This window comes from Kitasatospora aureofaciens, assembly GCF_001188955.3.
GTDB lineage: Bacteria > Actinomycetota > Actinomycetes > Streptomycetales > Streptomycetaceae > Kitasatospora > Kitasatospora aureofaciens.
In genome coordinates this window covers 427,418-453,583 of record NZ_JPRF03000021.1, presented here as the reverse complement: position 1 = coordinate 453,583, position 26,166 = coordinate 427,418, and the positions used below count along the sequence as shown (strand labels likewise).

Annotated in this window: 16 protein-coding genes; 5 read left to right on the top strand and 11 right to left on the bottom strand. The window is 71.7% G+C overall.

The annotated features are described in order from the left end of the window. Positions 1–96 precede the first annotated feature (96 nt). The 3 genes from HS99_RS14660 to HS99_RS14650 form a co-directional block, all read right to left on the bottom strand. Positions 97–1,515 (bottom strand): MFS transporter, encoded by a 1,419-nt coding sequence (locus HS99_RS14660; RefSeq protein WP_232543236.1) that lies wholly within the window; start codon positions 1,513–1,515, stop codon positions 97–99. Positions 1,516–2,051: 536 nt separating this feature from the next. Then, positions 2,052–3,827, bottom strand: coding sequence for a S9 family peptidase (locus tag HS99_RS14655; RefSeq protein ID WP_030555145.1), 1,776 nt, complete (start codon positions 3,825–3,827; stop codon positions 2,052–2,054). After that, positions 3,824–5,149, bottom strand: coding sequence for a M20/M25/M40 family metallo-hydrolase (locus tag HS99_RS14650; RefSeq protein ID WP_078938418.1), 1,326 nt, complete (start codon positions 5,147–5,149; stop codon positions 3,824–3,826). The genes HS99_RS14655 and HS99_RS14650 overlap by 4 nt, the downstream gene beginning before the upstream one ends. Before the next feature lie 83 nt (positions 5,150–5,232). Here HS99_RS14650 and HS99_RS14645 point away from each other — a divergent pair, with 83 nt between their 5' ends. The 5 genes from HS99_RS14645 to HS99_RS14625 all read left to right on the top strand — a co-directional run bounded on the left by HS99_RS14645 (position 5,233) and on the right by HS99_RS14625 (position 9,900). Then, positions 5,233–5,775 (top strand): ArsR/SmtB family transcription factor, encoded by a 543-nt coding sequence (locus tag HS99_RS14645; RefSeq protein WP_043481043.1) that lies wholly within the window; start codon positions 5,233–5,235, stop codon positions 5,773–5,775. 236 nt (positions 5,776–6,011) lie between these two features. Then, positions 6,012–6,683 carry an SDR family oxidoreductase gene (locus tag HS99_RS14640; protein ID WP_030555151.1) on the top strand — a complete coding sequence of 224 codons (672 nt, stop codon included), beginning with the start codon at positions 6,012–6,014 and terminating at the stop codon, positions 6,681–6,683. 466 nt (positions 6,684–7,149) lie between these two features. Next, on the top strand, positions 7,150–8,418 hold the full coding sequence (locus HS99_RS14635) for a helix-turn-helix domain-containing protein (RefSeq protein ID WP_030555153.1): 1,269 nt from the start codon (positions 7,150–7,152) through the stop codon (positions 8,416–8,418). After that, positions 8,415–9,230 (top strand): class I SAM-dependent methyltransferase, encoded by an 816-nt coding sequence (locus HS99_RS14630; protein ID WP_050366205.1) that lies wholly within the window; start codon positions 8,415–8,417, stop codon positions 9,228–9,230. The genes HS99_RS14635 and HS99_RS14630 overlap by 4 nt, the downstream gene beginning before the upstream one ends. Before the next feature lie 7 nt (positions 9,231–9,237). Next, positions 9,238–9,900: an O-methyltransferase gene (locus HS99_RS14625; RefSeq protein ID WP_030555157.1), complete on the top strand. Its 663-nt coding sequence runs from the start codon at positions 9,238–9,240 to the stop codon at positions 9,898–9,900. Between the two features lie 208 nt (positions 9,901–10,108). On the opposite strand, the gene HS99_RS14620 is transcribed toward HS99_RS14625, so the two are convergent. The 8 genes from HS99_RS14620 to HS99_RS14585 all read right to left on the bottom strand — a co-directional run bounded on the left by HS99_RS14620 (position 10,109) and on the right by HS99_RS14585 (position 25,621). Beyond that, positions 10,109–11,206, bottom strand: a complete 1,098-nt coding sequence (locus tag HS99_RS14620) for an HAD-IIIC family phosphatase (protein WP_030555159.1) — start codon at positions 11,204–11,206, stop codon at positions 10,109–10,111. Then, the gene (locus HS99_RS14615) at positions 11,203–12,339 is read right to left on the bottom strand and encodes an acyl-CoA dehydrogenase family protein (protein WP_030555161.1); all 1,137 of its coding nucleotides are present in this window, start codon (positions 12,337–12,339) and stop codon (positions 11,203–11,205) included. The genes HS99_RS14620 and HS99_RS14615 overlap by 4 nt, the downstream gene beginning before the upstream one ends. Continuing rightward, entirely contained in the window at positions 12,332–12,628 is a 297-nt protein-coding gene (locus HS99_RS14610; protein ID WP_030555163.1) for an acyl carrier protein, read from the bottom strand. The genes HS99_RS14615 and HS99_RS14610 overlap by 8 nt, the downstream gene beginning before the upstream one ends. Then, positions 12,625–13,479, bottom strand: coding sequence for a 3-hydroxyacyl-CoA dehydrogenase family protein (locus HS99_RS14605; protein ID WP_030555165.1), 855 nt, complete (start codon positions 13,477–13,479; stop codon positions 12,625–12,627). The genes HS99_RS14610 and HS99_RS14605 overlap by 4 nt, the downstream gene beginning before the upstream one ends. Then, positions 13,461–15,947 (bottom strand): type I polyketide synthase, encoded by a 2,487-nt coding sequence (locus HS99_RS14600; RefSeq protein ID WP_050366204.1) that lies wholly within the window; start codon positions 15,945–15,947, stop codon positions 13,461–13,463. The genes HS99_RS14605 and HS99_RS14600 overlap by 19 nt, the downstream gene beginning before the upstream one ends. Before the next feature lie 73 nt (positions 15,948–16,020). Further along, positions 16,021–20,403 (bottom strand): MupA/Atu3671 family FMN-dependent luciferase-like monooxygenase, encoded by a 4,383-nt coding sequence (locus HS99_RS14595; RefSeq protein WP_050366203.1) that lies wholly within the window; start codon positions 20,401–20,403, stop codon positions 16,021–16,023. Continuing rightward, entirely contained in the window at positions 20,400–25,382 is a 4,983-nt protein-coding gene (locus tag HS99_RS14590; protein ID WP_046385429.1) for a non-ribosomal peptide synthetase, read from the bottom strand. The genes HS99_RS14595 and HS99_RS14590 overlap by 4 nt, the downstream gene beginning before the upstream one ends. A 14-nt stretch (positions 25,383–25,396) precedes the next feature. After that, a complete protein-coding gene (locus tag HS99_RS14585; RefSeq protein WP_030555172.1) occupies positions 25,397–25,621 on the bottom strand; it encodes an MbtH family protein in 225 nt (74 codons plus the stop codon). Between the last annotated feature and the right edge of the window lie 545 nt (positions 25,622–26,166).

The following is a 26,166-nucleotide window of genomic DNA, read 5'->3' as shown; positions in this document are numbered from 1 at the left end:
CGCGGTCAGGGTGCGGGGCGGCCCGTTCGGCTCGGTCGGACTCGGCCGACCGGGCCGAACGGGCCGCCCGTGCTTTTACTTATTCATGTCAGGGGTTCAGACAGCCGACGCCACGCCGTCCTGCTTCTCGGACACCTCGGCGGCCGGAACCGCTGTGCTGCGCCTGAAGTTCAGCGCGACCAGCACGATCGCCACCATGCCGACCACGCTGGCCCACATGGCCGTGCGCACACCGTCGGAGGTCGCCACGCGCAGCGCCTCGCCGGTCAGTCCCTCGTGACCGGAGTTGGCGATCGCCACCAGGACGGCGAGACCGACCGCGGCACCGACCTGCTGCCCGGTGGACGCGACACCCGAGGCGATGCCCTGGTCCTCCGCCGCGACGCCGGTGGTCGCCGCCGCGTACATCGCGGTGAACACCGTGCCCTGACCGAGGCTCAGGACGAGGACACCCGGGACGAACTCCAGGTACGTGCCGCTCGGCGAGACGGAGAAGGCGAAGGCCACGGTGCCGACGACCCCCGTCAGGAGCGCGCCGATCAGCGTGGCGCGCACCCCGAAGCGGGTGGCCAGCTTCCCGCCGGACAGGTTGCCGATGAGCACCCCGACACACGGCACGAGGAAGGCGAGACCGCTCTTCGTCGCGGAGTAGCCGTGCACGCTCTGGAAGTAGAGGGTGTAGAAGTAGGGCAGCGCACCGAACGTCCCCATGAAGATGAAGGTGACGACCGAACCGGTGCTCAGGTTGCGGTTGCGGAACAGGCGCAGCGGCAGCAGCGGGTCGCGGCCGCGGCCCTCGATGGTGAAGAACGCCGTGAGGACGATCACCGCGATGGCCGCGGTGATCAGGATCGTCGGCGAGGTCCAGCCCGACACCGGTCCCTGGACGAGGGTGAACACCAGCAGCGTCGAACCGACGGTCGCGGTCAGCGCACCGGGCAGGTCGAACTTGCGACCGGAGGTCCCGTGATCGGTGTCCTTCGGGATGATGACGAAGGTGAGCAGCATGGCGCCGCCGGCGAGCGGGACGTTGGCGTAGAAGATCGACGCCCAGCCGAAGGCGCCCGTCAGCACACCGCCGAGCAGCGAGCCCAGGATCATGCCGCTACCGCCGGCACCGCCCCAGATCGCCAGGGCGCGGTTGCGCTCGGGGCCTTCGGCGAAGGTCGTGGTGACCAGGGAGAGCGTCGCGGGGGCGAGGAAGGCGCCGCCGATGCCCTGCACGGCACGTGCGACGATCAGGGTCGTCGGGTCGCCCGCGAGCGCTCCGGCGAGCGAGGAGGCCGCGTAGAGGAACAGGCCGAAGGCGAACATCCGGCGGCGGCCGAAGAGGTCCGCCGCGCGGCCGCCGAGGAGCAGGAAGCCGCCGAAGGCGACCGCGTAGGCGCTGACGACCCACTGGAGGTTCTGCGCGGAGAAGCCGACACCGGTACGGATCTCGGGCAGTGCCACGAAAACGATGCTGTAGTCAATGGCGTAGATGCACTGGGCGAAAGCCAGCAGTGCCAGGATCAAGCCGAGGCGTCGACGGGGGGGCGCCCCGGCGCGGGCGACTGCAGGAGGCATTTGTGTGCCTATCCCTTCTGGGTTTTTCGGGTGTTGATCAGTGACGCAGGGAGCCGGACAGACCGGTGGCGATCGACAGCGCCCCGGTGGTCGTGCTCGTGCCGGCCGATTAGGCGCCGGATGTGTCTGCTTCGATGCTTGTGCCGCGTCTCATGGGTGCGCCTTGGGTAGGAGGAATCGAGATTCGAAGGGGCCGGAGGTTCGGCCCGGAGGTTCGGCGGCGCCACGCTTGACCATGCGGGAGGGGGCCGGTGGAGGATTCGGTTCCGGTCAGCGGAATTCGGCCGGAAGATGCACCGCGCACGGCTTTCTTCGACGATCCGCTCCGCATTGCGCCATGACTGCGTACCCCCTCGGTCGTTTTCGGTGCGGGGTGGCTCCGCCGGTTGTCCGGCGGCCGGTTCGGAATTCTTGACCTGTTTCTTTGCGCGGCATTCAACCCTAGCCGTGTTCCGTCGGCGGGGCTGGGGTTTTTCACAGTCCGGCTATTGGTGTTCGCCGGTCGTTTCCGCGCCGTTGGGGCGCGGCCCGAGGTGATCGCGGAACCATTGCACGACAGCGGCGTCGAGGTCGTCCCTTTCCTCCCGGTCGTCCGGAAGGTGGCCGCGGGAAAGGCGGATGAACCGCACGGTCTTGCCGAGTTCGGTCAGTGTCCGGTAGAGCTGCTCGGTGCCGCTGATGACGACCGTGGTGTCGCCTTCCGCGTGTGCCAGCAGCAGCGGTGCCCGGGTGTTCGCCACATGGGTCAGCGGACTCGCCGCCCTCAGTCTCGCCAGGTCCTGCGGGTCGTCGACGTCCCCGATCCACTCCACGACCCGTCTGTTCCACGTCGGTGGCAGGGCCCGGACGTCCGATTCGAGGTCCGCCGGCCCGCAGATCGCGACTCCGGCCCCCCAGTGGTGCGGCAGCCTCGTCAGGCAGCTGAGCGCCGCGAACCCGCCGTAGGACATCCCGTGGACGCCGAGGCGGTCGCCGTCCACCCAGTCCAGGCTTCGCAGGAACCGTGCGGCGGCCTCGAAATCGGCCAGGTCGCCGCGTCCCCAGTCGCGGTAGATCAGCCGCTGGTAGGCCAGCCCCCGCCCGGTCGAGCCGCGTACGTTCGGTGCCAGCACGGCGAATCCGGCTCGCACCAGCCGCTGGATCAACGGGTCGTGGACCGGCAGCGCGGCCCACTCCGGACCGCCGTGGATGGTCAGCACCGCGGGGACGGGACCGGCCGTCGTACGGGGGCGGTACAGCAGGCCCGATATCTCCAGCCCGTCCGCTGCGGTGAACCAGACCGTTTCCGGTGCGACGAGGTCGTCCGGCAGTTCGCCGCTGAAGTCGGTGAGGCGGTGCGTCCGGCCGGACGCGAGGTCCGCCAGGAAGAACTCGGTCGCCCGGTCGCCGGCGCCGACCTGGGCGAGCAGGCGCTCCTCGGCGAACCGCGGCACGAAGCCGTCGTAGCCGAACGGCTGGGAGGCGAACCCGGGCAGTTCGAGCGTGGTCTCCGACGTGCACAGCAGTGTGCGCTGGTCCTGGGGCACGGCCCAGACGACCTGCGGGCCCACGATCACGTTCTCCACGTCGGTGTCCGGTGTGGCGATCCACTCCAGCGGCCGGCCGGGGACGAGCAGGGCGACGCCGAGGAAGTCGCGGCCCTCGGTGGTGCACACGTAGATGCCGTCCTCGTTCCAGCCGCCGGGCTGGTACTTCGCCGGGCCCTCGTGCGGGGTGAGGTGCCGGGTGCGGCCGGTCACGAGGTCGCACGCGAACAGGTCCTGGTCGGTGTTCTGGTGGAACTTCAGGACGAGCAGGTGGCGGGAGTCCGGCGAGAAGCACACCGGCACGTACCGGTCATCGCCCTCCAGGACCATCCGGGAGGCGCCGGTCGTCAGGTCCCGCACGTAGACGTCGAGACAGGTGGCGTCGCGCGCGCTGGTCGCGTACGCGAGCAGTCGGCCGTCCGGGCTGTAGGGCTGGCTCGCGCTCGAGTACGGCACGCCTATCTCGCGCCGGATCCCGGGCTCCGTCGCTATCCACTCCAACTCGCCGGTTTCCGGGTCGAGTTCGGCCAGCCGGTAGTCCTGGCCGCCGGTCACGTCCGTCACGACGAGCAGGCGCGTCCCGTCGGGTCGCCATGCCAGCCGGGTGACCGCGCCGTCGACCGGGAACATCCGCCGCTCCCCCGCCCAGGTCTGGAACCAGGGCTGCGGCCGGCCGGACTCGTCGCTGACGTACGCGAAGCCCTCCTTCGCGGGCCAGGCCCCCCAGACGGTCATGAGTGCGCCGCCAGTGCGAGCTGGATCGTCGCCGCGGCGACGATCCCGTGATGGAACCGGTCGAGTTCGAGGTTCTCGTCGGCCGCGTGGTTGGCCTCGTCGACGTTGGCCAGCGGCACGCCGTAGCAGGGGCAGGAGAGCCCGTCGCTGAGCACGGCGATCGGCAGGCTTCCGCCGAGTGAGGGGACCAGCAGCGGCCGTTGCCCGAGCACGTCCTCGACCGCCTTCAGGATCGTCGCCGTATAAGGGGTCTCGGGCAGCGTGGTGGACGGCGCCATCGCCGCGTCCGGCACGAACTCGACATCGGGGGCGTACCTGGCGACGTGGCGCCGGATGGCCTCGGCGACCTGCTCCGGTGTCTGGCCGCCGACCAGCCGGGCCTCGCAGCGGGCGATCGCGACGTCGGGGATCACCGCGCGGTGGTCGCCGGAGTCCTCGCAGCTCAAAGAGTTCACCGTCAGCGTGGGTCTGGCCAGGCGTTCGTGGAACCCCAGCCCGGCCGGCGGCTCCATGTCGGCCGCCCCGATCGAGGCGAGCACTCCGGCCACGTCGACCGGGAGGTCCGCCAGCGCGGCCAGCTGACCGTCCGTCAGCGGCGGTACTTCGTCGGCGAATCCGGGAACAGTCACGGCCCCGTCCGGCGACCTCATCGTGGCCAGCAGCTGCACCAGCCTCCACGCCGGGTTCGGCGCGACCCCGCCCCAGTTCCCCGAGTGGAGCGGCCGGTCCGCGCCTCGCGCCCGCAGTTCGAAGGTCAGGATCCCGCGCACACCGAGGACCACGCACGCCCGGCCCGAGTCGTGCACGGGCCCGTCGCTCCAGACCACCAGATCGGGCTGACCGACCTGGCGCACCGCCTCGGCCAGGTTGGGACTGCCGATCTCCTCCTCGCCGTCGAGCAACACCGTGACGCGGCAGGGAAATCCGCCGGTGAGCTCCCGCAGGGCACGAAGCCCCAGCAGTTGCGCGAGGTGCTGCCCCTTGTTGTCGCCCGTGCCGCGCCCGTACATCCGGCCGTTGCGGATCGACGGCACGAACGGCGGCGTCGTCCACAGTTCCAGCGGCCCGGCCGGCTGCACGTCGTAGTGACCGTAGATCAGCACGTGCGGCCCGGGCCCGTCCGCCGTCCCCACCAGGGCGGGCCAGCCGCCGGTCTCGACCTCGCGCGCCTGCAGACCCGACGCACGTAACAGGCGCAGACCGTAGGCCGCGGCCTCGGCCATGCCCTCACCGGTCCGGCTCACGCTCGGCCGGGAGATCCAGTCCGCCAGCTCACGATCCAGGTCCTGGGCGCTCACCCAGTCCCGGAGCTGCTCGATCACAGACCCTCCAACCGATTGCACGAAATGAAATCGATAGCAGTCAAGCAAACCAGAGCGGGGTTTGGCAAGGTACAGTCCGAGTTGTGGAAGCGACGATCGAAGATCTCAAGGCCCTCGGACATCCCCTCCGCTGGCGCATCCTGAGGCTGTGCCTGGACCGCGCCCTCACCAACAAGGAGCTTTCGGTCGAACTCGACCTCGCTCCCGCGACCACGCTGCGCCACGTCCGCGCCCTGGTGAAGACGGACTTCCTGGTCGCCGAACCGGTCAGCACCGGGGAGCACGGCGCGCTGCAGCGGCCCTACCGAGCGACCGCGCGCACCCGGGGTCTGATCATCACGCCCGACGACTCCGGCCTGGCCCAGCAGGTCGACCTGGCCGTGCTCGGCGCCCATCGCACCGAACTGATAGCTGCGGGCAAGGACTCCGGCCGCGGGGCCAACCGGGGCGTGCTGCGGTTGCGGCCCGAGTCCGTGGAGTCACTGCGCCGCCGGATCCAGGACCTGATCGCCGAGTACCCCGACGAACCCGACGGCGAACCGCTGAGCTACCTGTGGTCTCTCGCGGCCCGGCCCCAGCCCGACCCCGACTCCCGGGAGAGCGCCGAAGACCCGATTGACCAATAGGCACGAGCGATGCTTGACTCATTCACCATTCGAGTGACGCGTCTGGGGTCGCCGTGGCGGCCGGCAGGACGATTGCACCAGTTGCTTGTCGGAAACCTGTACGTCAATGACCGGCCTGGGCAACGTCGCCGGCACTGATCATTCGGCACGGCGCAGGCTTGGCGGGACGACACCACGTGCCCGCAGCACCGAATCCGGGGAAACCCGAAGCACCGAATCCGGAAAAAGGGTATCGAATGAAGATTGTCATCGCCGGCGGCCACGGCAAGATCGCCCTGCGGTTAACCCGGCTCCTCGCCAACCGTGGCGAATCCGTCGTGGGCATCGTGCGCAACCCCCGCCACGTCGACGACGTCAGGGCGGCGGGCGGAGAGGCCGTCGTGCTCGATCTCGAGCGCGCGACGGTGGACGAGGTGGCCGCGACCATGGTCGGCGCGGACGCCGTCGTCTTCTCCGCCGGCTCGGGCAACAGCGCCACCTCCGCGCGCCGGGACAAAGTGGACCGGGGCGCCGTCGTGCTCGTCATGGACGCGGCGCAACAGGCCGGTGTGCGACGGTTCCTGCACGTCAGCTCCATCAACGTGGGCTGCGCCGACGACCGCGGCATCGGTGAGGGGTACGCCATCTACCTGCGGGCCAAGCGCGCCGCGGAACAGCACATCTTCGCCAGGACCGAGCTCGACTGGACGGTGCTGCGGCCCGGCGTGCTCACCGACGGTAACGGCGAGGGCACCGTCGAACTCACCCTCGGCAACAGGGTCGGGCCCAAGCACGCCAGATTCGACCAGGTCGCCCGGCAGGACGTCGCCGCCGTGCTCGTGGCGCTCATCGACCGGCCCGAAACCGCCCGCCGCATCTACGTCGTGGTCGGCGGCGGGACTCCCATCGAAAAGGCCATCGACATCTAGGACCCGTCCCGTGGATGACGGCCGTGCGCTCCGGGAATCAGTGGGGATTCCCGGCCGCACCGCGGGGAATCCGCGAATTCCGGTCGTTATTTCCGGCGTCCCGGGTCGGCTGCGGAACTCGGGAGACCGATCCGGGACGCCGCCACGGATGATGACGTCACACGGCTCCGCCTGAACAATCGGGCCGGCGCGGCGTCGTTCACGCACGCACGGTCCGATTCCGGACGGTGGGCTCGGCACGAAGGATCTCTTTTTTTCGACACAGGGGGGTTACTTTGTTGTGCAGTCATGTGCAAAGACAAGACCGGCGGCGCGAGCCGGCGTCGTGATCGCCGGCGGAAGCACCGTCGGCACGGCTCTGGCGAGCACATCGGCCGGACGCCGATTACCTTCCGTGGTGGCCGCCGACCCACCGCCCCACCAGCCCTCAGGCGCCGCCCCGACAGCGCGGTGCACCCACTGGGCGGTGACCGCGGCGACCATCCCGCGCTGGGCGGCGGAGGATGTTCGGTCCGCGCACCGGAGGCTGGACGACGCCGGCAATACGGCGGCCGGGACACCCTGGGCCGGCTTGCTGCTGCTGGACGGCCCCACCCACGCGGCAACGGCCTCGAGCGGGAAGGGGTTGCGCGGCTGGCAGGTGCCCGACGGCGCGATCCGGTCGGCGGTGACCACCGTGGTCGTCGCGGCCAGCCCGGCCGGCCGGTTCGACCAGGCTTCGGCGGCGCCCGACCGGCGCGGCCCGGGCCAGCCCTGGTTCGCCGAGATCGGCTACGCGCACTGCTTCGCGCTGCTGATGGCCGGCCAGGTGCGCCACGCCTGCCGGATAGCCGAGAACGGGTACCGGGACGAGGTGGCCGCCGGGAACACCGCGGTGGCCGGCGGCTGGCTGGCACTGCGCGGCCAGGTCGCCAACGTGGCCACCGCCATTGCCGACGCTGAGGCCGCTTCGCTCCTGTTCGACGGCGGCAACTCGTGCCTCATGGTGGCGCCGCGGCTGGCCGAACTCGCCGTGTTCGGCGATCAGGCCGGCAACCAGCAGACTCGGCGGCTCGCCGACCAGGAACCCGAGAACCGCCTGTTCGTCCCGTGGTTGACCCTGAGCCAGGCATGGACCACGGCGGCCGGCGGGGACACCACGCTCGCCGCCCGGCAGGCACTCGCCGCGGCCGACATGGCCATGGCCCTGGGCCAGTACGCGGTCGAAGCCACGGCGAGCTACGACGTGGCCCGTCTCGGCAACCCCAACGCCGTACGGCACCGCCTGGCCGCGCTCGCCGACCTGGTACCGGGACCGGTCGTGCCGACCATGGCCGGCGCCGCGGCCGCGTTGGCCCGCTCCGATCCCGGCGCCCTGGACGTCGCCACGGCGAAGTTCACCGAACTCGGGATGGACCTGCTCGCCGCGGAGACCGCCACCGCCGCGGCCGCCGTACGGCACACCCGCGTCTCCCCCAGCACCATCGCGTGTCCCAACGCGACGACCCCGCTGCTGCAGCTCACCGCCCCGCTGGTCGAGCTCACCAGCCGCGAGCGGGACGTGGCGCTGCTGGCCGCCAACGGACTCACCAGCCCCGCCATCGGACACCGGCTGGGGCTGTCCGCCCGCACCGTCGACAACTACCTCGGCCGCGTCTACCAGAAGCTCGGGGTGACCGGCCGGCGCGATCTGGCGCCGCTGGTCGTCGGCGGCCGTCCACACCCACCCATCCAAGCCGAAGGGAAACAGCGATGACCTCCATGAGCGACCTCGACAAGATCTCGGCCAACCGAGAAGGCTTCAACCTGCGAGCACGGGCGCATATGCAGTCCTCGTACTACGACGTGGAGAGGTTCAAGCAGGGGCACAACATGCTGCGCCGGCTGGAGCGGGAGGAGCTCGGCGACGTCAGCGGCAAGTCCCTGCTCGAACTCCAGTGCCACATCGGCGTCAACTCCCTCTCGCTCGCCCGCATGGGCGCGAAGGTGACCGGCACCGACATCGCGGACGACGCGATCGACATCGCCCGCGGCCTCGCCACCGAGCTCGACCTCGACGCGAACTTCGTCCAGGCGAACCTCTACGACCTGCCGAAGGTGCTCGACGGCCAGTTCGACATGGTCTTCACCGGGTACGGCACCCTCTCCTTCCTGCCCGACATCGCCGGCTGGGCCAAGATCGCGGCGCAGTACGTCAAGCCGGGCGGCACCCTCACCATCGTCGAGATACACCCGATCCTCACCCTCTTCGGCGACGTCGACGGGGAGCTGCGGGTGGCCCGCTCGCTGTTCCAGTCCCGGGACGTGCACCACGAGATGTCCGCGACCTACGCCGACCGGATCGAGGACGAGGTCGAGGTCGAGACGCACTCCATCTACGGCTGGCGCTGGACCATCGAGGAGGTGCTGAACTCGCTCATAGACGCCGGCCTGACCATCGAGCGCGTCCGCGAGGTCCCCTACGACGCGCGCCAGCGCCTGCCCCTGATGGTGCCGGACGGCGACCACAACTGGCGGATCCAGGGCGACCCGATCCCGCTGTCCTTCGCCTGCGTCGCGAGGAAGTGAGCCCGGCATGGCAGATCAGATCGAGGCGACACCGGAGATCCGCGAGTACGTCCGCGCCGTCTCCCTGCGGGAGGACCCGATCCTGACCGAACTCCGCGAGGAGACCGCGGGGCTGCCGGCCGGAACGGCCATGCAGCTGATGGCCGAGGAGGGCCAGCTGCTGGCGCTCCTGGTCGGCCTGTGCGGTGCCACGTCGGTGCTGGAGATCGGCACCTTCACCGGCTACAGCACCCTGTGCATGGCGCGGGCGCTGCCGGCGGGCGGCACGGTCGTCACCCTCGACGTCAACGAGCGGTGGCCGGCGATCGGCGCCGGCTACTGGAAGCGCGCAGGGGTCGCCGACCGCATCGACGCCCGCATCGGTGACGCCACGAAGACCCTCGCCGCCCTCGCCGACGAGCGCGGCGGCGAGAGCTTCGACCTCGTGTTCATCGACGCGGACAAGGCCAACTACGGGACGTACTACGAGGCCGCGCTCGACCTCACGCGGGTGGGAGGGCTGATCGTCATCGACAACACGCTCTTCTTCGGCCGCGTGGTCGACCCGGACAGCCAGGACCCGGACACCACCGCGGTCCGGGCGCTCAACGCCTCGCTGCGCGACGATCCGCGCGTGGAGGTCTCGATGCTCACGATGGCCGACGGAATCACCCTCGCCCGCAAGAAGTAACCCCCCGGGCCGCAGCCGGTCGGACGGCGGTGGGACGCGATGCGTCCCACCGCCGTCCGACGCTGCGTTCGCGCGGGCCCCCACGGCGCCCGCCGTCGACGAGGGCGCGGCCGACCGCCGACCACGCGCAGGTCCGCACCCGGGGCACGGGAAAACGCCCGCCGCCCCCGCGAACGAACGGGGGCGGCGAGCGTTCCGGCTCGGTGTGCTAGCGGGCCGTGGCCAGTCGGACCGCGTCCAGACGCAGCGTGCCGGGCGCCGGCCTGGGCTCCGGGATGATGTGCAGTCGTTGCGTCTGCCCGCCCTCGGGTAGCGGCAGTTCGGCAAGACAGGCGCAGTGTTCGTCGGTGAACCCGGCGAACCGGTAGGCGACTTCCATCACCCGGTTGCGTGCCGTCGGCCGGAAGTCCGCGACCAGATGGGCGCCGGCCGCCGCCGCCTCGCCGATCAGCCAGTTCAGCACCGTGGCGCCGGCACCGAACGAGACGACCCGGCACGAGGTGGCCAGGAGCTTCAGGTGCCACACGGCCCCACCGGTCTCCACCAGCGCGACACCGACCGCGCCGTGCGAGCCGAAGCGGTCGCTCATCGTCACCGCGAGGACCTCGTGGCGTGCGTCGTCCAGGAGCGCGCGCAGGTCGGCGTCGGAGTAGTGGACACCGGTCGCGTTCATCTGGCTCGTCCGCAGCGTCAGTTCCTCCATCCGGGAGAGGTCGCCGGCCGTGGCCCGGCCGATCTCCATCACGAGGTCCAACGAACGCAAGAACTCCTCCGACGGCCCGTCGAACGACTCCTGCTCGGCCTGGCGCCGCACGTTCGCCTGGTACATCTGGCGGCGGCGACGCGAGTCGACCGTCACCGTCGCCGGGGTGAACTCGGGCAGCGTCAGCAGCTGCGTCGCCGACTCGGCCGGGTAGCAGCGCACCTGCGGCAGGTGGAACTCCACCTCCGCGCGTTCCGCCGGCTGGTCGTCGACGAAGGCGATCGTGCCGTGGGCGAACTTCAGCTCGTCGGCGATCTCGCGGACCGACGCCGACTTCGGGCCCCACCCGATCCTGGCCGCCACGAAGTACTCGGCGACGCCGAGTTCCTCCAGTCGCTGCCAGGCTGGGCCGTGGTCGTTCTTGCTGGCGACGGCCTGGAGGATGCCGCGGGAGTCGAGACCCACGACGGTCTCGTAGACGTGGTCGTCGATGACCACGTCGTCGCCCTCGAGCAGGGTGCCCTTCCACAGCGTGTTGTCCAGGTCCCAGACGACGCATTTGACGGTGGTGATCGGTTCGCTCGGTGGCAACGGTCCGCTCATTGCGCCTCCTCCTGCCGGGCTGTGCCGTGACCGGTCGCCAGGGCGTGTCTGGCGAGTTCGAGCTGACAGATCTCGCTGCTGCCCTCGATGATCTCCATCAACTTCGCGTCCCGGTAGGCGCGGGCGACCACGTGGCCGTCCGACGCACCGGCCGAGGCCATGATCTGCAGGGCCGAAGCGGCCCCGCGCACGGCCTCGGTCGCGCCGACGTGCTTGGCGAGGACGGTGGCGATCACCTGGTCCGGCGAACCCGACTCCCAGCACTCACTGGCCTGCTGGCACACCGCGGTGGCGGTGCGCTCCGCGGCGTAGAGTTCGGCGATCCTGCGGGCGACCAGCTGGTGCTCCGCGATCGGCTTGCCGAACTGCCGCCGTGAGCGGGCGTGTTCGGTCACCGCGCCGAGACAGCCACGCAGGATGCCGACGCAGCCCCACGCCACCGACATCCGGCCGTAGGCCAGGGCCGTCGTCACCAGGAACGGCAGTGACAGCCCGGTGCCGCCGAGGACGTTCGCGGCCGGCAGGCGTACGCCCTCCAGCTGGACCCGGGCGTGCCCGGCCGCGCGACAGCCCATCGGGTGGGGGACCTTCTCGATCCGGACCCCCTGGGCGTCGGTCGGCACGACGACCGCCGCCGCGGTGTCGCCCGCCGTGCCGATGACCACGATCAGGTCGGCGTAGGCCGCGGCGGTGATCCACGTCTTGCTGCCGTCCACGATCACCGTGTCACCGTCGAGGCGCAGCTGGGTGGTCATCGCGCCGAGGTCGCTGCCGGCGTCGGGCTCGCTGAAGGCGACGGCCGCGAGCCGGCCGCCGGTGAGCTGCGGCAGGAACGCCGCCCGCTGCTCGCGGGTGCCGAGGCGTTGTACCGTCCACGCCGCCATGCCCTGCGAGGTCATCACGCTGCGCAGCGAACTGCACAGGCTCCCGACGTGAGCGGTGAGTTTCCCGCTCTCCTGGCTGCCCAGGCCGAGTCCGCCGTGTTCCTTCCGTACTTCGGCGCAGAGCACGCCGGCCGCACCGAGTCCGCTCAGGACGGTTCGCGGGATCTCGCCGGCGATGTCCCATCCGCCGGCGTTCTCCTTGACGAGACGCCAGGTGGCCTCGTGCTCCGCGAAGTGCCCGTCAGACATCGCTGTCTGCGGCAGACTCTGCCTGGAGTCGGCCGACGAGCGCGGCCATGCTCTTGATCGTGCGGAAGTTGGACAGTTGCAGGTCCGGTCCGGCGACCGTCACGCGGTAGGCCTGCTCCAGGAAGACGACCAGCTGCATGGCGAACATGGAGTTGGCGATGCCGGTGGTGAAGAGGTCCTGGTCCACGTCGGGGGTGGTCCGGGTCTGCTCGGCCACGAACCTGGTGATCTCGTCGACGACGGCGTCCGTGTCGAAGGGCGCCTTTTCGGTCTGCTGCTCCGGGGTCATGACTGTGCCTCACTGTAGTTGTAGAAGCCACGGCCGCTCTTTCGGCCGAGTTCGCCTCGCCGGACCTTTTCGAGAAGGAGTTCACTGGGGCGGCACCGCTCGTCCCCGGTCCGCGCGTACAGCGCCTCCAGGGCGTCGACGAGGTTGTCGATGCCGATCAGGTCCGCGGTGCGCAGCGGACCCGTCGGGTGGCCGAGGCAGCCCTGCATCAGGGTGTCCACGTCCTCGACGGTGGCGGTGCCGGCACGCACCACCTGGGCGGCGTCGTTGATCATCGGGTGCAGGAGCCGGCTCGTCACGAAGCCGGGCGCGTCGTGGACCACCACCGCGCGCCGGCCGATCCGGGTCAGCAGCGAGAGCACCGACTCGACGGTCCGGTCGGCGGTCTGCGGGCCGCGGATCACCTCGACCATGGAGATGAGGTACGCGGGGTTCATGAAGTGCGTTCCGATGAGGTCGTCCGGGTTCTTCACCCATGCGGCCATTTCGTCGATGGGTATGCCGGAGGTGTTGGAGATCAGGGGGGTTGCGGGGCGGACCAGTGCCGATACGGCGGAGAGCACTTGCGCCTTCTGATCGGGCAGTTCGGTGACCGCCTCGATGACCACGTCCGCGGCGGCGACGTCGCTCAGCGAGAGGGTCGTGCGCAGTTCGCCGGGTGTGCGCCCGGGTGGCAGTGCGCCCGTGAGCTGTGCGTGCCGCAGGCCGTTGGCGATCGCCGTGGTGGCGCGCTCGAGCACGCCTTGGTCGACGTCCACCAGTACGACGGGCAGGCCGGCTCCGACGACGAGCGTCGAGATCCCGGTGCCCATGACGCCGGCTCCTACGATGGCTATGAGCTGCTCGTCCATGACTCCTCCTCCAGACCCAGTGGTTCGTAACTGCCGGAGTCGGGCCCGATCCAGTACCGGCTCCGCTGGAACGGGTAGCCCGGCAGGGAGACCCGCCGCGGTCGCGAGGTGCCGCGCAGGGCTTCCCAGTCGATGTGCACGGTGGACTGCCACAGCGTGCCGACGGCGTGGAGCAGAGCGGCGTGGTCGGATCGGTTCCCGTCCGCGGGTGGCAGTGACGCCACCGCCGCCGGTTGCTTCGCCGTGTGCTGCCGCGCGGCGGTGTCGGTCAGCGTGCTGCCCGGTCCCATTTCGAGCAGGATCCGGCCGGGTTCGCCGGCCAGTTCCCGCAGGCCGTCGGCGGTCCGGGAGGGCTGGCGCAGGTGGCGGGCCCAGTGGGCGGGGTCCACGGCCTCCTGGGGGCTGGTCCAGGTTCCGGTCGCTGCGCTGATGTAGGGCACCTGCGGGGGCTTGAGTGCGTGGCGCGCCATCTTGGCGGCGAACTCGGAGGCGTGGGCGTCGAGCAAGGTGCCCGCCCCGGCGCGGGAGCGCAGCTCGGCGGCGGTGATCGTGACGTCGATGGCGTCCGCCAGGTCGATCACGCCGGCCAGGCAGGCTGCCACGTACTCGCCGTCCCCTTCGCCGATCATCGCGGCGGGGCTCACGCCCCAGGACTGCCAGAGCTGTGCGAGGGACCACTGCAGGATGAAGGCCGCGGCTGCCGTGCCGCGCGGGTCGTCGTGGCGCTGCTGCGGGCCCTCCCAGGTGGAGGGCAGGAGCAGGGCGCGCGGGTCGTGGCCGAGCAGGGGCCGCGCCAGTTCGGCGCAGCGGTCGACTTCCTGGGCGAAGGCCGGTTCGCTGCGGTGGATCCGTGCGGCGGCGTCCGGCCGGTGGGAGGCGCTGCCCGGGAACATGAAGACCACCTGGCGGGCGTCCGGGTTCGCGGTGGTGTCCTCGGTGCCGGGGTGTGCCAGGGCCCGGAGGGCGGTGATCGCCTCGGTGCGGTCGCGGCACACCAGGTGCCGGCGGTGCGGGAACGCGCGCCGGCCGACTTGCAGGGTGTAGGCGACGTCGGCGAGGTCGAGGTCGTCCTGCTCCAGGCGGTCGGCGAGGTTGTTCGCCGCGTCCGTGAGGGCCTTGGCGGTGCGCGCGGACAGGACGAGCAGCTGGTGGTCCCGTGCGGGCGGCTCGGCGGCTAGCGGTGCCGGTGCTTCCTGGAGCACCACGTGGGCGTTGGTGCCGCCGACGGCGAAGGCGCTGACGCCGGCCCGTCGCGGTGTCGTGCCGCGCGGCCAGGGGCGGGCGGTGGTCGGGACGTAGAACGGTGTGCGCTCCAGCAGCAGGGCCGGGTTGGGTGCGTCGTAGTTGATGCTCGGCGGGATCTCTTGGTGTTCGAGCGCCAGTACGGCCCTGGCGAAGCCGGCGGCTCCTGCGGCGGCGTCGAGGTGACCGATGTTGGCCTTCGCCGAACCGATCGCGCAGTAGCCGCGCTCCTTGGTGTTGAAGGCCTTGGTGAGTCCGGCCAGCTCGATCGGGTCGCCGAGGGGGGTGCCGGTGCCGTGGGCCTCGATGTAGCCGATGCTCTCCGACGGCACGCCGGCGACTGCGTGCGCGGTGGCGATCACCTCGGCCTGTGCCTGTCCGTTGGGTGCGTTGAACCCGAACTTCGCCGAGCCGTCGTTGTTGAGCGCGCTGCCGAGGATCAGTGCGCGGATGTGGTCGTTGTCCGCGAGCGCGTCGCTGAGCCTGCGCAGGGCCACGACGGTGACGCCGTATCCGGGGACGGTCCCGCTGGAGGAGGCGTCGAAGGGCCGGCAGTGGCCGTCACGGGCGAAGATGCCGCCGGCGACCACCGGGTAACCGCCGATCAGCGGGACGGGCAGCGCCACTCCTCCCGCCAGCGCCATGTCGCACTCGTGCCCCAGCAGTGCCTGGCAGGCGAGGTGGATGGCGACGAGCGAGGTGGAGCACGCCGACTGGACGGTCATCGCGGGGCCGCGCAGGTCGCACAGGTAGGCGGCCCTGGTCGCGAGGAAGTCCTTGTCGTTGTACGGGCGTGCGGAGAAGGCCGCCAGCGATCCGCGGAACTTCGCGTTGGCGAGGAGGTTCAGCGGCAGGTACTTGTTGGCGAACTGGCCGGCGTAGACGCCCACGGCGCCGTCGAAGCGTGAGGGGTCGTGTCCGGTGTCCTCCAGGGCGTGCCAGACGGTCTCGGCGAAGATCCGCTGCTGCGGGTCGCTGATCTCGGCCTGTTCGCGGCTGTAGCCGAAGAACTCCGCGTCGAAGTGGTCGGCGTCCTCGATGACCGCGGCGGCGGGCACGTAGTCGGGGTGGGCCACCATGTCGGCCGGCCATCCGGCGTCGGCCAGCTGCTGGGGGGTGAACCGGGTGACCGACTCGACGCCGTCGCGCTGGTTGCGCCAGAACGCCTCGATGGTGGCGGCTCCCGGCAGTCGTCCGGCGAGTCCGACGACCGCGATCGGCTCCATTCCGTCTTCCATCTCGGTACTCACCCAAGGCCCCCCGTGGCTCGATGCCGTGTCGAAGTGTTGATTGGCACTGTCACATCCCTGTCCTGCTGGCGCGGCGTGCCGCCTGTCCGGCGGCGCGGCGGGCGGCTGCCCGGGCGGTGGCCGCGCCGACCGCCCCGTCGGGTTCATCGGTGTGCTTGCGGTCGATGGCCTCGGCGAGGGCCCGTGCGGACGGGTACCGGAACATGTCCACCAGGGAGAGCCCGCTGTCCCGGTGTTCGAGGAGCTTGGCCCTGGCCACCACCACGAGCAGCGAGTTGCCGCCGAGTTCGAAGAAGCTGTCGTCCAGGCCCACCCGCTCCACGCCGAGGACCTCGCGCCACACGTCGGTGACCAGTCGTTCGGTCTCGTTCGTGGGAGGTGCGTACGCCGTCGCGCTTCGCGGGCGCGCGTCCGACAGGTCGGGCAGCGCCTTGCGGTCGACCTTCCCGTTCGGGGTCAGCGGCACGGTGTCGATGGGGTGGAGCGCGCTGGGCAGCATGTAGCCGGGCAGCCGTGCGGCGAGGAAGCCGCGCAGTTCGGTGACGGCTGTGGAGCGGTCCTGGGCCGGTACGTAGTAGCCGATGATCCGCTGCTCCGCGCCGGTGCCCCGGATGACGGCGACCGCCGAGCGGACCCCCGGGTGTGCGGCGAGTGCCGTCTCGATCTCGCCGAGTTCGATGCGGTGGCCGTGCAGCTTCACCTGGTCGTCGAGCCGGCCGAGGAACTCCAGTTCGCCGCCGGAGGTCCAGCGGGCCAGGTCGCCCGTCCGGTAGAGCCGTGCGCCGGGCAGGCCGACGAACGGGTCGGGCTGGAAGCGTTCGGCGGTCACGTCGGCGCGGTCGAGGTAGCCGCGGACCACGCCCGCCCCGCCGAGCAGCAGTTCTCCGGGGACGCCCGTGGGGCACAGCCGTGCGTCGCGGTCGACCACGTAGGCGCGGACGTTGGCCAGCGGGCGCCCGATGGACACCGCGCCGCCGTCGGGGCGGATCTGCGAGGTGGTCGCCCAGACCGCGGCCTCGGTCGGCCCGTACATGTTGTGGACCGTGCCCTTGACGGCGTCGGCGAGTTCGCGGGCCAGGTCGGCGGGGAGCGCTTCCCCGCCCACCAGCAGCCGGCTGAGCCGGGGCAGTTCGGCGCGGGTGTCCTGGTCCGCCAGCAGCGCGCGGGCCAGGGACGGGGTGCACTGCAGGTGCGTCACCGCGTGCTCGCGCATCTGGTCGGCGATCGGCTCCTCGGCCTTGGCCAGGGCGGCGTCCCTGCGTTCCTCGCTGATCTCCCGGACGGTGGTCAGGTGGGTCAGGGCGTCCAGTGCCGCCTTCTCGTCGACGCCGAAGTCGATCAGGCAGGCGACCTCGTCGACGCCGGCGGCCTTCATCCGGTCCACCATGTCGGCGCACACCTGCGGGGTGCCGAGCAGGCTGGCGGTCGCGAAGAACCGTTCGAAGGCCCGGTCGACCAGCTCCCGCAGTTCCTCGGGCGGCAGCGCCTTGAAGTCCTCGGCGCTGCCGGTGGTGGCGCCGAGCGAGGCGATCAGGTCGAAGGAGGTCTCCAGGTACCGGCTCATCGGTTCCCGGACCAGCTCCCGGACCTCGTCGAGGTCCGGACCGACGAAGGTGTGGACCATGACCGCCACGTGGCCGTCCCCGGCGTGCCCGTGCTCGCGCCAGGTCTTGCGGTACAGCGCGATCTTCTCGGCCAGCTCCTCCAGGTTGTGCCCGAGGAGGTGGGTGAGCACCCCGGTGCCGGCCTCGCCGGCCATCCGGAAGGTCTCCGGATGCTTGGCGCTGGTCAGCCACACCGGCAGCTCCGACTGGACGGGCCGGGGGAACACCCCGACCTCGACCTCGGCGCCGACGCCGTTGGGGCGCGTCACCTTCTCGCCGCGCCACAGCTTGCGGACCTGCGCGAGGCCGTCCATCATCAGCTGCTTGCGCTGGTGGAAGCGCTCCGGTGCCAGGACGAAGTCGTTGGCGTGCCAGCCGGAGGCGAGGGAGATGCCGACCCGGCCGGCGGAGAGGTTGTCCACGGCGGACCATTCCTCGGCCACCCGCAACGGGTCGTGCAACGGCATCACCACGCTGCCCGCGCGTACCTGGACCCGCTCGGTGGTGGCGGCGACGGCCGCCGCCATCACCGAGGGGTTCGGGTACAGCCCGCCGAACTGGTGGAAGTGGCGCTCAGGGGTCCACACGGCCGTGAAGCCGTTGCGGTCGGCGAACTTCGCGCCCTCCAGCAGCAGCCGGTAGCGGTCCTCGGAGCTGGCCTCGGAGTCACTGCCGAAGTAGAGCAGGCTGAAGTCGATCTCGCGGGTCCGGGCGCCGGCCACCGCGGCGGAGGCCGCGGCGACCGCGGCCGAGGCCAGGGGCGGCTCGGCGCGCAGCACGATGCGGTGGCCGTGCGTCAGGGCCCACAGCAGCTCGACCACGGAGATGTCGAAGGAGACGCTGGTCACCGCGAGCCAGGTGCTGGGCTCGTCGGTCCCGAAGGCCTCGTCCATCCCGGCGAAGAGGTTGGCCACGTTGCGGTGGGTGACCATGACTCCCTTCGGCCGTCCGGTGGACCCGGAGGTGTAGATCACGTACGCCAGGTTGTCGGGGGTGGGCGCCGACGGCTCGCCGTCGGCCGGGCCCTGCGGCTGCCCGGTGAGGTCGGGCACCACGACCTGGGCGGCGCCGAGCCGGCCGGCGGCCGCGGCGGACCTGGAGTCCGCGACGACCAGCCGCACGCCCGCGTCGGCGACCATGAAGGCCAGCCGGTCGCGCGGGTAGCCGGGGTCCAGCGGGAGGTAGGCGGCGCCCGCCTTGAGGATCCCCAGCAGGGTGACCATCAGCAGGGAGGTGCGGCCCAGGTGGACCCCGACCGGCTCGTCCGGTGCCACGCCGAGGCGGCGCAGCTGGGCGGCGAACCGGTCGGCGAGGTGGTCGAGTTCGCGGTAGGTCAGGGTGGTGTCGGAGGCCACCAGGGCGACCTCGTCGGGCGTCGCGGCCACCCGCTGCGCCAGCAGCAGGTGCACCAGGGCGGCGTCGGGGACGCCGGCCGGGGTGCCGGACTGCCAGTCGGTGAGGGTGGCGAGTTCGCCCGGCGGCAGCACCGTCAGCTCGTCGACGGGCCGGTCGGGGGTCTGTGCGGCGGCGGTCACGACCTGGACGTAACGCTGGGCGATCCGCTCGGCGGTCGTGGCCTCGAACAGGTCGGTGCTGTACTCCAGGCGGCCGGTCACGCCGGCCGGGTTGCGGGTGAGGCTGAGCGTGAGGTCGAAGCGCGCCGCGCCGGTGTCGCCCAGTACCTGCCGCACCTGGCAGCCGTCCAGGCGCAGGCCCGATCCCTCGTCCTCGTAGCGGTAGCTGAACAGCACCTGGAACAGCGGGTTCTGGGCGAGGTCGCGGTCGGGGTGCAGTTCTTCGACGAGTTTCTCGAACGGCAGGTCCTGGTGGGCCAGCGCGCCCTTGACCTCCTCCCACAGGCGCTGGATCAGCTCGCGGAACGTCGGGCCGGACCCGAGGTCGCAGCGCAGCACCAGGGTGTTGGTGAAGAACCCGATGAGGCGGGCCAGTTCGGGCCGTTCCCGTCCGGAGACCGGGGTGCCGACCACGACCTCGTCCTCGCCGACGTGCGCCCGCAGCAGGACCGCGAACGCGGCGAGCAGGACGCTGTAGAGCGTGACGCCCTCCGCCCGGCCCAGCTCTTCGAGCCGCTGGACCGCTGTCGGTGGCAGGTCGAAGGTGAGCGCGGCGCCGCGGTAGCTCTGCACCGGCGGGCGCGGGTGGTCGGTGGGCAGGTTCCGGGCGGGCATGTCGGCCAGCCGGTCCGTCCAGTACGCCAGCAGCCGGTCGAGTTCGGGCCCGGCGAGGGTGTTCTGCTGCCAGTCGGCGAAGTCGGCGTACTGCATGGGCAGGTCGGGCTCGGGCCGTACCCGGCCGCCCAGGGCGGCCAGGTACTGGACCTCGAGTTCCTTGCCGAGCGTGCCGACCGACGGCGCGTCGCAGGCGAGGTGGTGCACGGTGAGCAGCAGGCGGTGCTGCTGCTCACCGAGGCGCAGCAGGCGGGCCCGGATGACCCGGCCGGCGACCAGGTCGAACGGGGCTCCGGCTTCCTCGTCCGCGAGCCGTGCCACCTCGTGCGCCGAGCGGCCGGGTGCGGTCAGGTCGACGACGGGGATGGACACCGGCGCGGGTGGCAGGACCACCTGGCGCGGGGTGCCCGCGGTCGAGCGGAAGGCGGTGCGCAGGATCTCGTGGCGCCGCACGACTTCGGTCAGCGCCTGTTCGAGGGCGGTGTGGTGCAGCGGGCCGGTGATGTCGTAGCCGAGCGGGACGTTGTAGACCGCGCTGCCCGGCTGCAGCTGGTCGAGGAACCACAGTCGCTGTTGCGCGTACGACAGCGGGGCCCAGTCGTCCTCTCCCCCGGTCCCGGGTTCGATGGCTGTGCTCACTGCTGCACCTCGGTTCCGGTGCGGCGGGCGCGCGGCTTGATCGGGGCGGTCCTGGGCGCTGCGGTCGCGGTGGTCACGGCGTCCGCCAGGCCGGCCACCGTGGGCCGCTGGAGGAACGCGGCGATCGGCACCTCGACGCCGAAGGCCTCGTTGACCTGGGCCACCAGTCGGGCTGCCATCAGGGAGTGGCCGCCGGCGCGGAAGAAGTCGTCCGCGCGCCCGATCGGCTGGTCGTGGAGCAGCGCGGACGCGAGCTGTGCGACGCGTTCCTCGGTGGGGGTGCGCGGCGCCTGCTCGGCCTCGGGTTCGACCGGGGTGCTCGGGGTCAGGGCGACCAGCGCGTCGTGGTCGATCTTGCCGTGCTCGGTGAGCGGCAGGGTGTCGAGCACGACGATCCGGTCGGGCACCATGTACACGGGCACCCGGTCGCGCAGAAACGCCAGCAGCTTCTCCTCGGCGAGGGACTCGTCCTGGCCGTCGGCGCAGGCGTAGGCCACCAGTGAGGCCTCGGCGCCCGGTGCGAAGGCGCGGGCGACGACCACGGCGTCGCGCACGTCCGGGTGTTCCCGGAGCGTGGCCGCGACCTCTTCGGGCTCGATCCGGAAGCCCCGGATCTTGACCTGCTCGTCCGCGCGGCCGAGGAACTCCAGCTGCCCGTCGGGGCGCCAGCGCACGACGTCGCCGGTGCGGTACAGGCGTGCGCCGGGCCGGTCGGTGAACGGGTCGGTGGGGAAGCTCTGGGCGGTGAGCTCGGAGCGGTTGACGTAGCCGCGGGCCACCGCGGTGCCGCCGAGGTACAGCTCGCCGCGAACACCGGTGGGCACGGGTTGTCCCTCGGCGTCCAGGACGTGGGCGTCGATGCCGCTGATCGGCCGGCCGATGGCCGGGCGCAGCCCGTCCGGGTCCGGCGGCACCGGGCCGGCCGTGGCCACGACGGTGTTCTCGGTCGGTCCGTAGTGGTTGTGGAGGCGGAACGGCAGTCCGGCGGGGGGCGCGGCCGGCAGCACGTCGCCGCCGGTCAGCAGGGTGCGCAGCGCGGTGTCGGCCGGCCACGGCTCGTTCAGGACGGCCGCGGCGACGGGGGTGGGCAGGAACGCCGCGGTGATCCGTTCCTCGGTGAGCCAGCGCACCAGTTCGGCGGGTGCGGCCCGCAGGTGCGGCGGGACGACGCTCAGGGTGGCGCCGGCCGCGAGGGTGGGCCAGATCTCCCAGGTCGACGCGTCGAAGCCGGGGCTGGCGAACAGCGTGGTGCGGTCGTCCGGGCCGAGGGCGTACTCGTCCACGTGCCAGGCGACCAGGTTGGCGAGCCCGCGGTGTTCCAGGGCCACGCCCTTGGGCCGGCCGGTGGATCCCGAGGTGTAGATGAGGTACGCCAGCCGCTCGGGGGTGGCGGGCTCGGTGTGGAGCGGCGCGTGCGGGTTGTCGGCGGCCAGGTCGAGGATCTGGAGGTTCTGCGCGGAGGCGGGCAGCTGCGGGCGCGCACGGGGGGTGACCAGGACCGTGCGCACGCCGGCGTCCTGCAGGATGTAGGCGGCCCGCTCGGCCGGGTAGCTCGGGTCCACGGGCAGGTAGCTGCCGCCGGCCAGGAGTGCCGCGAGTTCGCCGATCACCAGCTCGGCGGAGCGGTCGGCGTAGACGGCCACCGGCTCCTCGGTGGTGAGGCCGGATTCGTGCAGCTCGTGGGCCAGGGCGCCGGCGCGGCGCCACAGTTCTCCGTAGCTGAGCTGTCCTCCCGGCCAGCGCACCGCGACGGCCTGCGGCCGGGCCTGTGCCTGACGGGCGATCAGGTCGGTGACCGGCTGGGAGGCGGCCGCGGCGGGCCCGTGGGTCCAGCGCTCCAGCTGTCGCGCCTCCTCCTGCGGGAGCAGGCGCAGCGCGCCGATCCGGGTGCCCGGCTCGGCGACCGCGTTGGTGAGCAGGGTCAGGTAGTGGGTGACCATCCGCTCCATGGTGGCTTCGTCGAACAGGTCGGAGGAGTGCTCCCAGATCATGTAGAGGTCGTCGTCCTCGGGACGGGCCTCCCGGCCGAGGCGCTGCTCGGCCCGCGGGATCACGATCACGTTGAGGTCGGCCTTGGCGGTGCGGTTGGAGCGTTCGGTGACCCTGCCGGTGAGTCCGCCGAAGTCGATGTCGGGGACCGCGGAGTCGTGGAAGCTGAACATGACCTGGAACAGCGGTGTGCGGGAGGGGTCGCGGACCGGGTCGATGGCGTCGATCACCGAGTCCACCGGGGTGTCGGACCAGGCGAGCGTCTCGGCGACGCTCTGGCGCACCTGGGCCAGCAGGTCGTTGAACGTCTGGTCGGGCGACACCTTGGTGCGCAGGACCAGCGTGTTGACGAGCATGCCGAGCAGTGGTTCCAGCTCGGGGATGGTGCGGTTGGCCGCGCCGGTGCCCACGAGCATGTCCTGCTGTCCCGTGTAGCGGTAGAGCAGGGCCGCGAAGCCGGTGTACATGGTGGAGAACAGCGACACCCGGTTCTCGCGGCTGAAGGAGCGCAGCGCGCGGGCGAGTTCGGCCGGGATGAGGATGCGCGGGGCCCGGCCGCGGAAGGTCATCACCGGTGGGCGCGGCCGGTCGGCGGGCAGCTCCAGGATGTGCGGGGCGCCGGCCAGTCGGGCGGTCCAGTGGTCGACGTGGGCGCGCAGTACGTCGCCGCTCATGAAGTCGCGCTGCCAGAGCGCGTAGTCCGCGTACTGGACGACCAGCTCGGGCAGCGGTGAGGGCTTCCCGGCGAGGAAGGCCGGGTAGATGGCGCGGAACTCGGACAGGAACATCGACAGCGACCAGCCGTCGTGGACGAAGTGGTGCTCCACGTGGAGGAAGGTGTTCTGTCCGTTGCCGTGCCGCAGCAGGACCCAGCGGGCCAGCGGTGGCTTGGTCAGGTCGAACGGCTCGCGCAGTTGCTCGGCGACGACCTCGTCGGCCTGTTCGGCGGGGACGTCGAGGACCTTCAGCGAGGCCTTGACGTCCGCCTGCGGGAGCTGGCGGCCCACGCCCCCGACGGCGACGAAGACGGTGCGCAGGACCTCGTGCCGGCGGACGATCTCGTCGAGCGTGGCGCGCATGGCCTCGACGTCGACCTCGCCCTGCATGGACACGGTGGCCTGGAAGTTGTAGGCCAGGTTGCCGGGCGAGAGCTGCTCGAAGAAGAAGACGCGCTCCTGCGGCAGGGACAGCGGGATCGGCCGGCTCCGGTCGCCGCGGCGCACCGGCGGCGGGACCGGCGCGATCGCCGGGGCGGGGGTGTGGCTGCCGTCGGTGACGGCGGAGCGCTGGTCGATGATCGCGGCGAGGGCGGCGACGGTGGGCGCGTCGAACAGCTCTGGCACGGTCACCACGGTGTGCAGCTCGGCCGCGATGCGGCCCGCCAGGCCGGCGACGAGCAGCGAGTTGCCGCCCAGGGCGAAGAAGTCGTCGTGCGCGCCGACCTCGGTGCCGCCGAGCAGCCTGGACACGATCCCCGCCAGGGCCACTTCGGTCGGGGTGCGGGGTGCGGCGGCGACGTCGGCCAGGCCGGCGGCCGTGCGGTCGGGGGCGGGCAGCGCGGCGCGGTCGACCTTGCCGTTGGGGGTCAGCGGCAGGGCGGGCAGTACGACGAGCGCCGCCGGCACCATGTAGCGGGGCAGTCGGGCTGCGACGAAGTCGACCAGTTCGGCCGTGGGGGCGCCGGTGACGACGTAGCCGACCAGGCGCGCGTCGGGGCGGCCGGAGTGCTCGACCGCCACGAAGGCGTCCCGGACGCCGGGGTGCTGCTTGAGCACCGTGGCCACCTCGCCGGGCTCGATGCGGAACCCGCGGATCTTGGCCTGGTCGTCATAGCGGCCGATGTACTCGAAGACCCCGTCCGGGCGGCGGCGGACCTTGTCGCCGGTGCGGTACATCCGCTGCCCGGGGGCGCCGATGTCGGGTACGAACGCCGCCGCCGTGGCTGCCGGGTCGTTCAGGTATCCACGGGCCACGCACGCGCCGGCCAGGCACAGTTCGCCGGCTTCGCCGTCGGGCACCGGGTCGAGTCCGTCGAGCACGTAGCAGCGCACGCCGTCGACGGGCACGCCGATCGGCGGCGGCACGGGTCCTCCCGCCACCACCTCGCCGGCCGTCACCTTCACGGTGGCTTCGGTCGGCCCGTAGAGGTTGATCACGGTGAACGGCAGGCCGTCCGGCACGCCGCGCTGCATCGCGGAGCCGCCGGTGTGCAGGAACCGGAGCACGGTGTGCGCCGGCCAGGTCTCGTCGAGGACGGCCTCGGCCAGCGGTGTGGGCAGGAAGGTCACGGTGATCTGCTCGTCGGCCAGCCAGGCGGCGAGCGCGGGGGGCGAGGTGCGCACCTCGGCGGGCGGCACCACCAGCGTGGCGCCGGCGGTCAGGGTGAACCAGATGTCCTGGACGGACACGTCGAATCCGGGACTGGCCAACAGGGTCGAGCGGTCCTCCCGCAGCGTCCGGTAGGTCCGGTGGTGCCAGTGCATCAGGTTGGCCAGGCTCGCGTGGGTCACCGCGACGCCCTTGGGCTGGCCGGTGGAACCCGACGTGTAGATCACGTAGGCCAGTTCGGCGCCGGTCAGCCGGGGCGGTGCCAGGACGGTGGCGTCGGACGGTTCCTTCGTCAGGTCGACCACCAGGACGTCGTCACCCAGCGGTGCCCCACCGGACACCAGCGCCTCGGTGCTGAGGACCGCGACGGCGCCGGAGACCTCCAGCAGTTGGCGGATGCGCGCGGCGGGGTGGGCCGGGTCCAGCGGCAGGTAGGCCGCGCCCGCGAGCAGGACGGCCAGCTCGGCGACCACCAGTTCCGCCGACCGGTCGGCGTAGACGGCCACGACGCTGTCCTGGCCCGCCCCGCGCTGGTTGAGCTCGGTCGCCAGGGCGGACGCGTGTGCGGCGAGGCTGCGGTAGGTCAGCCTCCGGTCGCCGTCCTGCACCGCGATCGCGTCCGGTGCCTCGGCCAGCCGGGCGTGGAATTCATTGAGCACCATTTCGCACGTACCCTTCACTGCTGGGAGTGGGCGGCTGCACCGGCTTGCTCCACGGCTTGGCGCAGGCTCAGCGGGCGCATGTCAGTCCAGACCTCGCCGATGTGGGCCAGGCATTCGGCCTTGGAACCGCTGACGTCGGCGCCGCGCCAGCCGAGGGGCAGGTCCCGGTCGGCGGGCCAGATCGAGTACTGTTCCTCGTCGTTGAGCACGACCACGTAGGACTGGGCTTCGCCGTCCATGGGTTCCTCCGGTTCGGCGGGATACGGATTGATCTGCTGCTGGTCGTGCCCCCTGCGGCCGTCATGTCGGGCGTCGCGGGCGTGGACGCGGGGATGACGGGCACGGCGAAACGCTGCGGGACGCCGCGAGGACGAGGTGGGTCCGGAGCCTCGCGACCGGGTTCCTTCGAGTGCGGCTCGGAAACGGCCGGCCGCCTCGGCACCGTCAAGGCAACCGGAGCACCGCACGTGCGCTGACCGACGAGCCGCGGTCGCGTGCGGACTCCGGGACCACGGCTGTTGGAGAACCACCACCCCTCATGCGTTCCACTCCGACAGCATGGGTCTCATTGGTTCCCGGCAATAGAGTATGGCGATTACTCCGGCAGTCCGTTAGGTCAAGGATTGGGCGGTTAGGCGGAGTTCGCCGGCCGACGGCGGGAGCCGGCGGTGACCGGCCGCGGGGTCAGCCGTGTTCCCTGCGGCCGTGCCCTTCCTGGTGAACTCGAACACCGCTGAGCGCCAGGTCCCGTCGCCGTCCGACACGCTGGTGAAGTCGGCCGGCA